This window comes from Veillonella sp. 20925_1_51 (genome assembly GCF_041431445.1).
Classification (GTDB): domain Bacteria; phylum Bacillota; class Negativicutes; order Veillonellales; family Veillonellaceae; genus Veillonella; species Veillonella nakazawae.
In genome coordinates this window covers 314,967-327,316 of the sequence record NZ_JAPVXT010000001.1, presented here as the reverse complement: position 1 = coordinate 327,316, position 12,350 = coordinate 314,967, and the positions used below count along the sequence as shown (strand labels likewise).

Genomic DNA, 12,350 nt, shown 5'->3' with positions numbered 1-12,350 from the left:
TTTAGTCCTTCATTAAATCTTGAATTTTAGCTAAAATTGCTGGAACTTCAGCTTCAGATTTTGCAATTAACAAAATTGTATCATCACCAGCTAATGTACCAATAATTTCAGACCATTTTGCATGGTCAATAGAAAATGCTACGGATTGAGCTGAACCAGGAATTGTATGTAATACAACTTGATTCAAGCTATGATCTACCTTAATTAGAGAATCTTGGAATAATCGATTAATTCGACTACGAGATAGAACTACATTTTCTTCTGGTGATAATGCATATCGATAGTGTCCATCGCCTGTAGGAATTTTGATTAACATCAATTCCTTAATATCACGAGAAACTGTAGCTTGCGTTACTTCAATGCCTTCTTCTAATAAGGCCGCTGCTAATTCCTCCTGAGTTTCAATCGCCTTGGACTGCACGATTTCTTTGATTTTGTTATAGCGATAGCGTTTCATTTTAAACTCCCTTTTTTAAAACTTGCACATAAAAGAGAATAGTATCTTTTCTGATATTATTATACCATATATTCATAATTAATATATGGTATAAATTGCATGTCTCATACTAGTTATGCATATTATATTAATATTTAAAATATTGTAAACTTTCTATATACTGATAGCGTATAAACACATATCCTATAGGCTTCATCTATTTATATGAAATTAATAATTTAAAATTAGAAGATTATACATGTATAAATAAAAGCCCCTATAAAGGGGCTTTTACATATTTCTTATGAGTTTTATTCATAATGAATAAAGATATATTTCGTTTTATCGTTTTTGCAATATAAATAACTCAGGTGGATTATTGATTTGATTCATTGGATGCCAATGACATACATTATACAATTTCTGTTCTAAATCTGATAAATATGATTTAAGCATCTGCATTTCTTCAAACCCTTCTGTTGTTCCAGGGTAAGCAACAATTGTGATAACTCCAGACTTCGATAATTTTTCTAAGCCTTCATTTATGGCATCAATAGTTTGATGCGGTTTAGTTATAACTTGATGATCACCACCTGGTAAATAGCCTAGGTTAAAGCTCATTAAATCAATAACTTCATCTTTTAATTGATTAGCTAATGCACGATCATGGGAGTCATGAATAAATGTTAGACTTACATCTTGCGCTATGTCATTTGACTGCAATAACTCTTGGCTGCTATTAATCGCTTTCATTTGAATATCGATGCCATATAGATGACAGCCCTTTTTTGCTCGTTCTGCTAAATATAGTAAATCATGCCCATTACCACATGTTGCATCTACTACTATATTAGCGTGTTTCATTACTCGATCCCAGATTAAATGTTGAAACTGAACAGCATTGTTAATATTAATCACAAAATCACCTCACTTGAGATTTTAGTATTACAACAACTCGTCACGACGAGATGCTAGTTTTTTAAATAATGTACCGAAGAAACATTGATCTTTAAAACGTACGAATAAACAATATACAGGATTAGAGTTTATATGTAGTGTTTCTTTATTGGTAAATGTATAGTCAAATGTACCGTCTATACAGATATGTAATTGTGGTTCACGTTCTGGCATTGTGATTTGGATTGTATCATGCTCTTCTAATACAAGTGAAACACCTTGAATCAGATGTGGCGCAACAGGTGTAACAATAATGGATCTATTATCAGGCTTCATAATAGGGCCACCTGCGGATAGATTATATCCCGTAGACCCGGTTGCAGAGGAAACAATCAAGCCATCTGAAGGATACATTTGTGTATGTTGATTATTGATGGACATGTTAATACGTGCCATTTTTGCTGGTTCAGCACGGGTAATAACGATTTCATTAATGATAGGTACTAATTCTTCTTCATTACCATTATTTCGGTCAATATATGCATATAAATGTCCACGTTTTTCTATATTATAATCACCATTTGCAATACGTTTAATATGACTTTGCATTTGATGAACTTCAATTTGGTTTAAAAAGCCGAGTTCACCAAGGTTAATACCACAAACAGGTACATTATATGGGTAAATTTGTCTTGCCAAATGGATGATGGTACCATCACCACCAAAACTAAAGGCAATATCAATTTGTTTAAAGATTTCTGGACGACTTAAAATATGAGTTTCAGGAATCTTAAGTACTCGTGCAGGTGCATCTGATTCGAGATCATCTGGCAAAAATACTTCGATACCTTCATCTTTACAAATATGTGCGGCCATTTTTAGAACTGCCATAATATTGCTTTTCCCCATGTTTGGGAAGAATCCGATACGCATAGTAATCTCCTATAATGAATGGGCTTCTGCAACCACTGAATCAATTAAAGCATCATCAATGGCTAACGCCCCTTCTTCGTACTTTTTAAAATAACCTAAAAACTCAATATTACCTTCCATGCCTTTAATTGGTGAGAATGTTAAGCCGTGAATATATAATCCACAATCATGAGCAACGTGTAAGATACGATGTAAAACTTCTTTATGGATTAGAGGATCCCGCACAATACCGCCTTTACCTACATTCTCTTTACCCGCCTCAAATTGGGGCTTAATCAAAGCAACAAGAGCTCCTGTATCCTTTAATAAGGTAGTCGCAACTGGTAGAACCTTATCCAAAGAAATAAATGCTACATCAATAGAAATAAAGTCCACCAGTTCACCAAGCTGCTCAGGTGTAACAGTACGGATATTTTGCTTTTCCATATTAATTACACGCGGATCTTGACGCAATTTCCAAGCCAATTGATTATAGCCTACGTCAATGGCAAAGACTTTAGATGCACCATTTTGTAGGGCGCAATCTGTAAAACCACCTGTACTAGCACCTATATCAACCATAACAGCATCCTGTAAGTTGATAGGATACGTTTGAATGGCTTTTTCTAACTTTAATCCACCGCGACTAACATAAGGCAAAGTATTGCCCTTTACAACAATATTGGCATCTACAGGAATTTTTGTACCTGCTTTATCAATACGCGTAGTATCCATGAAGATTTGGCCTGCCATTATGGCCGCTTTTGCCTTTTCTCTACTTTCAAAAAGTCCTCGATTGACAAGGAGTATATCTAAACGTTCTTTACTGCTCATATGACACCATTATAAATATAATAAAATTGAATACATGCTACAAGAATGCCAAGAATTAATCCCCCAAATACCTCTATTGGTGTATGGCCTAATAATTCTTTTAAGGCCTCTTTACGAGTGATGGCAACAGGAATATTTTTCTTCGTAAAATATTCCACAATTTGATTAAGTATTTGAGCTTGTTTTCCTGCCTCTAATCGAACACCGGATGCATCATACATAACGACTATAGAGAATACTAAAGACAAGATAAAGAGATCTGATACACCATTTTTAAGGTAAATAGCCGTAGTTGTAGCGATTACAAAGGATGTATGGGAACTGGGAAATCCCCCAGAGCCCACAAGGCGTTCTGGACGAAATTTACCATGCCGAACTAGTTGCCATACAAATTTTATAGCCTGCGCAGTAAACCATCCCCAAAATGCAGCTTGTGCTATGTAGTTGTGTGCTATTTGTGGTAATATATCAATCATTATTTATACCTTCTTCAGGTAATACCAATTAATTAGTTCGTTCTAAAAGATAATCAATTAAAGCAGATAATATAGATGTATCATAAGAAACGGAGTTTAAAGCATTATGAGCCTGTTTTCCAACTAAAGAAGCTTGATTTTTAGCCTCCTCTAAACCTAGTAAGGATACATAGGTAGATTTGTGTTGGCGAATATCACTGCCAGGAGTTTTTCCTAATTCTTCAATTGTACCAGTTACATCTAGAATATCATCAGTAATTTGGAATAACAATCCTAAACAATTAGCATATTCCATAAGCGCTTTTCGAGTAATCGTATCTGCATTGCCTAAAATAAGACCTAATTCTACTGATGCATTAAATAATGCACCCGTTTTTCCACTGTGCAAAACCTTTAACTCTTCTAGTGGGATATGCTTATCTTCACTGAGCATATCGAAGGCTTGACCACCAACCATACCTTCCGGGCCTGCTGCAGTAGCTACGCATTTAATAGCATCTATTTTTTGCTGGGGCGTAGCAGTTTTATTCTCAGTCATTAGTTGAAAAGCATAAGTTAATAAACCATCACCAGCTAGAATAGCCATACCCTCACCATAAACTTTATGATTTGTTAAATTACCTCTGCGATAATCATCATTATCCATAGCTGGTAAATCATCATGTACTAAGGAATATGTATGGATACACTCCATGGCGCATAGAAATTCCTTATAATCAGCTGGATCTTTATGAAGCATTTCTAACACAGCTTTAGATAAGATTGGTCGGATTCGCTTGCCACCTTGCATTAAGCTATAACTCATGGATTCATAAAGAGGTTTAAATTCTTGATTTGGGCTACTTAATACCTCACCTAACCATTGTTCAATATGTTGTTTGCTAGACCCTAAATAATCTTTGAACATAGAATCTCCTTATTCGCTGATGCGGACTTCTTCGATAATTTGTTGAACTTCATCTTCAACCGAATCGAGCATTTCTGCACATTCTTTTACTAATGTTAAGCCCTTTTTATATTGAGTTAAGAGTTCAGAGATGGTCATATCACCATCGTCTAATTGCTTCACGATATCCTCTAAGGCTTTATATTTCTTTTCATAACTTTTTAGTGATGCGGCCATCTTTGTGCGCCTCCTTTACCGTAGCATTCACATAACCATCAGCAAGTGTAACTCGTATATCATCCTTTGGATGTAATTGAGTAACAGACGTTATAGGTTTATCATTATGTTCAACCTTTGCAAACCCTTTTACCATCATTTGTAATGGATTAAGAGATTCTAATTGTTGAGCTAATAATGCTAAACTATGTTTCTCTGTATTGCATCGTTCTTTTGTAGCATTAGTTAATGATTGTGAAAGCTCTTGTAAATGTGTTTTTTGTTTATGTAAAAATTGTAGAGCAGGAATACCTAATCTACGATTAAAGAGCAATGTTAAATCTGTACGTTTCTGCTGTAATGTATAACGTATAAACTCGTGTAGGTATTCTTCTTTTTCTGTTAATTGATCTTGTAGTGTAGTAATAGGTAGTACAGCCATTTCTGCAGCGTGGCTTGGCGTTGCACCACGAGCATCTGCTACATAATCACATAAAGTATAATCTGTTTCATGACCTACTGCTGAGATAACTGGTGTATTAGCAGTATAAATTGCCTCTACAACTGCTCTATCATTGAAGCACCATAAATCCTCCATAGATCCACCACCACGACCAACGATGATAAGGTCTACCTCTGGGTTAGCATCGGCAGCAGCAATACCTCTTGCAATAACAGGTCCTGCAGTATTGCCTTGGACAGGAACGGAGAATAATTTAAATTGCACTAATGGGTTACGTCTCTCACTAACGTGTAAAATATCATGCAATACAGCGCCAGATTGAGATGTAACAATACCTATGCAACTTGCCATGTATGGAAGACTTTGTTTGTGGTTGTCATCAAAGTATCCTAGCGCCGTTAACTCTCGTTTTAACGCATCAAATTCGAGCTGTAATGGGCTTTTAGACCCTATTTGCATATCCGATGCAATAAGATTTAAACGCCCCATTTTATTGTAGAAATTAACAGATGCTTTTACAGTCACTAATAAACCATTCTGAATGGCATTGGCAAGGCCCTTTTGCATAACGGTACTAGACCACATGGTAACATCAATAGCAGATTCTTCGTCTTTTAACGAGAAATACATGTGACCACTACTATGACGCTTTGCGTTAATAATAGTACCGCTAACATAGACATTCTTAAGTAGATATTCACGGTCTAAGGTGCGCTTTATAAGATTGTTTAATTGTGTAATGGTTAATACATTCACGATTATCCTCTAGTTTCTTGTAAAAAAGCAGCGCCAAAAGCATTGCCAGTGGCATTATCTACAGAAAATTGTGGCTGTGCCACATGTAATGTAAGGTGATTACGTATACAATAATGCTTCATACGATGACGAAGTATACTATTACTCATTACGCCACCAACGGCAATTAATGTTTGAACAGGTTTATTTTGTAAATGATAGGTAATCATTTTTTCTAACGCATTTCCTATGGAGGTGAATACAGCTCTCGCCAAATTAGACTTGTCTAAATCACTCATGGAAGCACTAATGCGTCGCATAGCCGCACTACATGGCCCAGCAAAGCTTATCCAACCTTCTTTTACAGAAGATGGTAATGGTTCATATTCTGTAGTTTCTAATGCTAATGCCTCTAGATGCTTACCTGCAGGAAATGGCAAACTCATTGCAACACCAATACGATCTACATATTGACCGCCTTGTAAATCCTTAGAGCCGCCAATAATGTGAGACTCAAATATGCCTTCTCCTTTATAATGACAATATACGAGCTCCGTAGTACCACCAGATAAATGAAGTGCTAAAAATGGATCTTTAGGAATAGTTTTTAATTCTCGAAGGGCAGCTAAAATATGATTTTCTTGATGTGCAAAAACTTGTAAAGGTACATTCATCATATGACTTAGAGATTGACCATACCCTAGCCCTACCATAAAGGCTGGCATATAGGAATTTTCCTCACGTCTAGGAAAACCACTAACACCGATACCACTAATTGGTAGTTGTGGCAATTCAGATATTAACTTAGGCAATGCCTTTGTATGTTGAAAGACCATATTTGATTGTTGTAGTCCTCGCTCACCCTGTTTGACCTCTAATATTTTGCGGGCTTCCCCAACTATTTGAAAGTCGCTATCTATAATGGCACAACTTGTAGTGTAGCAACTAGTATCAATGCCTAAGTAATATCGTTTCATTATTTACTCTTATTATATGCATCTAGAATTGCGTTAATTAATTTATAGGAAGAATCAGAACCAAAATCTTTAGCTAATTGAATAGCTTCATTAATAGCTATAGATGGTTCTAAATGTTCATCTTCATTTGTCATTTCCCATAAAGCAATACGTAAAATAGCGCGATCAACCTTGTCTAAGTTTTCAACTTTACGTGATTTACAAAATGGCTGTAATACTGCATCTATACTTTCAGAAGCAGATAATACACCATTTATAATGTTATTCGCATAGGCCTTATCCATAGATTTATGAATATGTCCTTCTGGAAATTGAACATCACTTTGGTCAGCATGAAATTCATTAGCATATAACATTTGAAATGCGTATTGACGTGCTTCACGTCGATTTCGCTTAATTACCATGTGGAGTTGGCTCCTTTTCTTTTACAATACCTTCAATATGAACATCAACCTTAACATGATCAAGATCAAGCATATTCTTTAAGGTTTGTTTGATTTCTAATTGCAACTGTTTGGATAATTCAATAAGATTGTATCCATACAAGGCTTTAATATAAATATTGATTTCAATAAAACCTTTGCGATGTTTAACATTGATACCTGGTAAACTACGTTGACCAAAGGCATGTGTAATGCCCTCTACTAATTCATCGTAAAAGCGAGGGCTTAAAGAATGAATACCTGGAATCGTAGCTAACGTTTTAGTAGCTACATCGATGATGACAGAATCTGCAATATCAATGGTATCCATATCTAATCCATAGTTTAATTGATTGTCTGAACTCATATAGATACCCTCCTAAGGCTGTGATGGTGTTACTAAATCATCAAAAATAATGTCTTGTACCACTACATCAATGGTTTGTACCTCAATTTCTGTATAAGAAACTAAAGCTGTTTTGATACGTTCTTGTAAACGTAAGGCCACATCAGGGATACGGTACCCATATTGAATGCAAACATATAAAGTAACAGAAATTGCCCCTTCATCATTAAATGATATCTTTACACCTTCATGATCAGATTTACGTCTAAAGAAGGTATTAACACCATCATTAAAGGTGGAGCTCATATGATGTATACCCTTTGTTTCAAGTGCTGCTATAGTGACAATCGTAGCATATACATCTTCACTAATCTTAATTTTACCCGACTCTAGTTCAGTATTTTTCTTGGTCATACTGGCCTCTTTCAAAAAAAGCACTTGTCCCTATATATAATTACATAGACGACAAGTGCTTACAGTGCAAATGTTAGATATATGGGGAATCAGATTCCATGAAAAGATCTAGCCCCAATACATATCAATAAGTATTAGGCACGTTCGATGTATTGACCTGTACGAGTATCAATACGAAGTACATCATCTACTTCAATGAAGAGAGGTACTTTTACAGTGTAGCCTGTTTCCAATACAGCTGGTTTGTTACCACCAGTAGCAGTATCACCACGGATACCAGGGTCTGTTTCAACTACTCGAAGTTCAACAGCTACAGGTAAATCGATACCGATTACGATACCTTGGAAGAACATGATGGATACTTCCATATTTTCAAGAAGGAAGTTTTTAGCATCACCTAGTTGTTCAAGGTTAAGTTCAACTTGATCGTAAGTTTCGTTATCCATGAATGTGTAAGCGCCATCAGATTCGTATAAGTATTGCATACGACGACGGTCAACATGTGCTTTAGGCACTTTTTCACCAGCATTGAACGTACGTTCTACTACAGAACCAGTTTGCAAATTTTTCATTTTAGTACGTACGAATGCAGCACCTTTACCTGGTTTAACGTGTTGGAAATCAACTACTTGCCATACATTACCGTCGATTTCAACGGTTACACCTGGACGAAAATCATTACTGGAAATCATCTAACTCTTCTCCTTCTAAATACCTATTTCAATTAACTCTTTTGGACTATGTGTCAACACCTCATAGCCGTCAGATTTGACGATGACACTATCCTCTATTCTCAATCCGATAGTACCTGTAATATAAATACCAGGCTCTACCGTAATGATCATATTTTCTGTAAATACCGTATCGGATTTTGTATTAGCCACTGGTTCTTCGTGAATCTCAAGACCTACGCCATGACCAGTACCATGATTAAATTCCTTGGTATATCCATGTTCTTTGATATAATCACGACATACTGCATCGAGTTCTTTACCGGTAATACCAGCCCGAACAGCAGCTACGCCGCGTTTTTGTGCTTCTAAAACTATACTATACAGCTTTTTTTGTAATTCAGAGGCAGGACCCATTACAATAGTTCTAGTCATATCGGAATGGTACCCCTTATATACGGCACCAAAGTCGAAGGTAACAAAATCACCTGCTTCGATGACCTTATCACTAGCTACACCATGAGGCATACTAGAACGGTTACCAGAAGCAACGATGGTTGCAAAGGAAGGCTCCTCTGATCCACGTTTTAACATTTCTGTTTCTAATATGATGCGCGCTTCGTTTTCTGTCATCCCTACCTTTAATTGGGGTAATAATGCAGCAAAGGCGTCGTCACCAATTTTAGCAGCTTTTCGCAATAATTCTAATTCATCTTCTCGCTTAACTGCTCGAAGTTTAGCAAAATTGATAGATGTAAAATTAAAGCGTTCATCTAATGTATCACATAAAGTTTCATACGTATCTACCGGCATTTGCTTGCCTTCAATACCGAATAAACCTTCGTGAATATGATGCTCATTGAATATATCTACAAGAGTATCCATAACAGAGGATTCATATTGAATGACTGTATATCCTTCACATTGTTTTGTAGCTTGCTCAGTATATCTGAAATCAGTAATCATAAAGGCTTTATCTTGTGTAATGATAGCAAAGCCTGTAGTACCAGTAAAACCAGCAAAATAATGTAAATTTATAGGGCTCATCAAAATGACGCCTGTTAATTCTTGCTCTTTAATATACTGTTGTAGCAGATTTAAACCATTCATAATCATGCTCCTAGTCTATAAAGTACAATTAATCTTACCATAAAATACCTATATTGAATAGAATTTTATGCTATTTTTTGAAAGCCTCTATATCACCAATGGTTAAGTCCTGTATAGAACCAACCTCTTCTATGCCTGTTAAATCTATATGGCCTATAGTTAACCGTTTTAAATATGTAACAGTACCGCCTGCAGCACCAATTATACGTTTTACTTGATGATATTTGCCTTCTTCAATGGTAATATGCAGAGATTGAGAAGATACAACATCAATTAAAGCAGGCTTGCAATGGGTTCCGTCACCTAGTACAATCCCCTCTTTTATACGTTGAATTCCTTCTTCTGTTAACTCACCATCATATTCTACGTAATAAACCTTGGATACATGTTTATTACCATTGATGATTGAGTGTCCCCAAACACCATCATTGGTAAGCAACAGTAATCCTTCTGTATCCTTGTCTAATCTTCCCACAGGAACTACGCCCATTTTAATATATTCAGGTGGCAATAAATCCATTACAACTGGATGCTTTGCATCCTCCACAGCTGTAACATAGCCTTTGGGTTTATGAAATTTTACATAATACTGCTGCTTAGTATTAACAACTTGTCCATCAACCATTATTACATCAGATTCAATATCAACGTGGATATCTTTTTTTGTTGTTATTTCACCATTAATAGTAACTCTTTGATCCTTTAAGAGTTGATGAACTTCTTTTCGACTGCCATAAGCTTTATTAGCTAATAATTTATCGAGTCGCATCATACATGTCCTTGGAGTAATTCAACATGAGCTGTATCATTGAGCAAATTCAAAATATTATGATCGTATTCGCCCATACCATTATAGAAAATACGGTTAATAGCTGTATTACCTTGGCTAAAATTCCAACAATGACTAATAGAAATATCTAATAATTTACATAATAAGGTTCTAATTGTTCCGCCATGACATGCTATTAAAAGAGTCTCTTCCTCATCATTAACATTGAGGAATTCTTCCAGACCAGCCCAGGCACGATCTTGCAAATCTTTAAAGCTTTCGCCATTTGGTACTTTTACAAGATGAGGCCGCAAATACATCTCATCAATAAGGCCGGGCCAACGTGCTTCAATGTCTGAAAATAGCATAGCTTCCCAGTCACCAAAATTAAGCTCTCGCAATCGTTTATCTACTGTGATAGATGTTGTGCGGTCACCTCGAATCGTTTCGGCTGTAACTAAGGCACGACTTAAATCACTAGATAAGATACGGTCAAAGGTAACATCTTTAAGGGCATTACCACATGCTTTAGCTTGATTCAAACCGTTTTCATTGAGGGGAATATCTGTAATACCTTGATATTTCCCCATTTTATTCCAATCAGTTTCACCATGACGCACAATATATAATGTCTTCATAATCTTCCTATACTTTCAAAATATTTGTCAGTTTATCCACCAGTTTAATATTAGTATCATGATCTTTAATAGCAATGCGTACCCAGTGATTAGTTAAACCTACATAGGAGTCACAATTGCGCACAATCATATTATATTTTTTTAGCTCTTCATTAATATAGTTTGCTGTAATTCCTTCTTGATTAACTTGGAACAAAATAAAATTAGCTGAAGGTGGATATACAGTAATTCCTTCTATATCATCTAATGCATTGTACATGAATGCTCTTTCTTCATTTAATTCTTGTTTAGTTCGCTTAATGTAATCCACATCATTCAAGGCAGCCTTTGTATATGCTTGCGCTAATGTGTTTACAGACCAACTAGGAATATATTGCTGTAATTGAGTAATTAATGTTTCGTTAGCAAAAGCGGCACCAATGCGTAAACCAGGTACAGCATAGAATTTTGTGAAGGAATGAACTACGATGATATTATCGAATTCATTTACTAAAGAGCGCATAGAATGCTCATTATCTTGTAATGGATCATTTCCAACAAAATCGATAAATGATTCATCTATAACGAGTAAGCTATTTGCATCTTTCAACATACTCGCTACAGTGCGAATATGATCTTTATCAAGTAATGTACCATCTGGATTATTAGGATTACCTAAAAATACAATGATGCGACCATCTTGCCCTTTTAGTTCAGCCGCAAAGGTTTCTAATGCCAAATATGGTACCTCAAAATAAGGTTTTCCATTATCATCTTCCCAAGGTCGATAAAAAATATCACGTACAGGAATCTTACTTGCTTCAAGAGCCTCTTTATACTCAGAAAATCCTGGTGCTGGTACAAAAGCACCTGTATATCCAGGTAAACGGCAAATAGCATATAATAGCTCGGCTGCACCATTACCAACTATAATTTGATGTTTATCCATTTCATATGTATCAGCAATAGCATTTAATACATCATCATTGGTAGCATCAGGGTAATGAGAAATGTAGCGTAATTGTGCATTTAATGCATCTAATCCACGTTGACTAGGTCCAAGGGGATTAATATTAGCGCTAAAGTCGACCACCTCATATGGTTCAATTCGTTGTTCATGGGCAAACTGAAATATATTGCCCCCATGTATCTTAGACATTTAATTCTCT

Annotated in this window: 17 protein-coding genes; all 17 read right to left on the bottom strand. The window is 35.8% G+C overall.

The window, feature by feature from the left end:
• Position 1: 1 nt before the first annotated feature.
• Positions 2-457 carry an arginine repressor gene (gene argR, locus O3607_RS01590; RefSeq protein ID WP_024065706.1) on the bottom strand — a complete coding sequence of 152 codons (456 nt, stop codon included), beginning with the start codon at positions 455-457 and terminating at the stop codon, positions 2-4.
• Between the two features lie 321 nt (positions 458-778).
• A complete protein-coding gene (locus O3607_RS01585) occupies positions 779-1,300 on the bottom strand; it encodes a class I SAM-dependent methyltransferase (RefSeq protein ID WP_287514010.1) in 522 nt (173 codons plus the stop codon).
• Between the two features lie 81 nt (positions 1,301-1,381).
• Positions 1,382-2,266: an NAD(+)/NADH kinase gene (locus O3607_RS01580; RefSeq protein WP_287514008.1), complete on the bottom strand. Its 885-nt coding sequence runs from the start codon at positions 2,264-2,266 to the stop codon at positions 1,382-1,384.
• A 9-nt stretch (positions 2,267-2,275) separates the two neighbouring features.
• Positions 2,276-3,079: a TlyA family RNA methyltransferase gene (locus tag O3607_RS01575; RefSeq protein WP_302207692.1), complete on the bottom strand. Its 804-nt coding sequence runs from the start codon at positions 3,077-3,079 to the stop codon at positions 2,276-2,278.
• Positions 3,076-3,555, bottom strand: coding sequence for a divergent PAP2 family protein (locus O3607_RS01570; protein ID WP_287514006.1), 480 nt, complete (start codon positions 3,553-3,555; stop codon positions 3,076-3,078). The genes O3607_RS01575 and O3607_RS01570 overlap by 4 nt, the downstream gene beginning before the upstream one ends.
• Before the next feature lie 28 nt (positions 3,556-3,583).
• Positions 3,584-4,462, bottom strand: a complete 879-nt coding sequence (locus tag O3607_RS01565; protein WP_371443212.1) for a polyprenyl synthetase family protein — start codon at positions 4,460-4,462, stop codon at positions 3,584-3,586.
• A 9-nt stretch (positions 4,463-4,471) separates the two neighbouring features.
• On the bottom strand, positions 4,472-4,678 hold the full coding sequence (xseB, locus tag O3607_RS01560) for an exodeoxyribonuclease VII small subunit (RefSeq protein ID WP_005386632.1): 207 nt from the start codon (positions 4,676-4,678) through the stop codon (positions 4,472-4,474).
• Entirely contained in the window at positions 4,653-5,876 is a 1,224-nt protein-coding gene (gene xseA / locus O3607_RS01555; protein WP_349224337.1) for an exodeoxyribonuclease VII large subunit, read from the bottom strand. The genes xseB and xseA overlap by 26 nt, the downstream gene beginning before the upstream one ends.
• A 2-nt stretch (positions 5,877-5,878) precedes the next feature.
• Positions 5,879-6,832, bottom strand: coding sequence for a metallohydrolase (locus O3607_RS01550; RefSeq protein ID WP_314363426.1), 954 nt, complete (start codon positions 6,830-6,832; stop codon positions 5,879-5,881).
• Positions 6,832-7,236, bottom strand: a complete 405-nt coding sequence (nusB, locus tag O3607_RS01545; RefSeq protein WP_349224336.1) for a transcription antitermination factor NusB — start codon at positions 7,234-7,236, stop codon at positions 6,832-6,834. Before nusB ends, O3607_RS01550 begins: the two co-directional genes overlap by 1 nt.
• Positions 7,226-7,621, bottom strand: coding sequence for an Asp23/Gls24 family envelope stress response protein (locus O3607_RS01540; RefSeq protein WP_129823021.1), 396 nt, complete (start codon positions 7,619-7,621; stop codon positions 7,226-7,228). The genes nusB and O3607_RS01540 overlap by 11 nt, the downstream gene beginning before the upstream one ends.
• A 12-nt stretch (positions 7,622-7,633) precedes the next feature.
• Positions 7,634-8,014 (bottom strand): Asp23/Gls24 family envelope stress response protein, encoded by a 381-nt coding sequence (locus tag O3607_RS01535; RefSeq protein WP_060924598.1) that lies wholly within the window; start codon positions 8,012-8,014, stop codon positions 7,634-7,636.
• A gap of 134 nt (positions 8,015-8,148) precedes the next feature.
• The gene (efp, locus tag O3607_RS01530) at positions 8,149-8,706 is read right to left on the bottom strand and encodes an elongation factor P (protein ID WP_060924599.1); all 558 of its coding nucleotides are present in this window, start codon (positions 8,704-8,706) and stop codon (positions 8,149-8,151) included.
• 15 nt (positions 8,707-8,721) lie between these two features.
• Positions 8,722-9,795, bottom strand: a complete 1,074-nt coding sequence (locus tag O3607_RS01525; RefSeq protein ID WP_295199087.1) for a Xaa-Pro peptidase family protein — start codon at positions 9,793-9,795, stop codon at positions 8,722-8,724.
• Between the two features lie 70 nt (positions 9,796-9,865).
• Positions 9,866-10,564, bottom strand: a complete 699-nt coding sequence (locus O3607_RS01520) for a pseudouridine synthase (protein ID WP_316119603.1) — start codon at positions 10,562-10,564, stop codon at positions 9,866-9,868.
• Positions 10,564-11,202: a histidine phosphatase family protein gene (locus O3607_RS01515; RefSeq protein WP_024066067.1), complete on the bottom strand. Its 639-nt coding sequence runs from the start codon at positions 11,200-11,202 to the stop codon at positions 10,564-10,566. Before O3607_RS01515 ends, O3607_RS01520 begins: the two co-directional genes overlap by 1 nt.
• 7 nt (positions 11,203-11,209) lie before the next feature.
• Positions 11,210-12,340, bottom strand: a complete 1,131-nt coding sequence (locus O3607_RS01510) for a pyridoxal phosphate-dependent class II aminotransferase (RefSeq protein WP_287513995.1) — start codon at positions 12,338-12,340, stop codon at positions 11,210-11,212.
• Positions 12,341-12,350 lie beyond the last annotated feature (10 nt).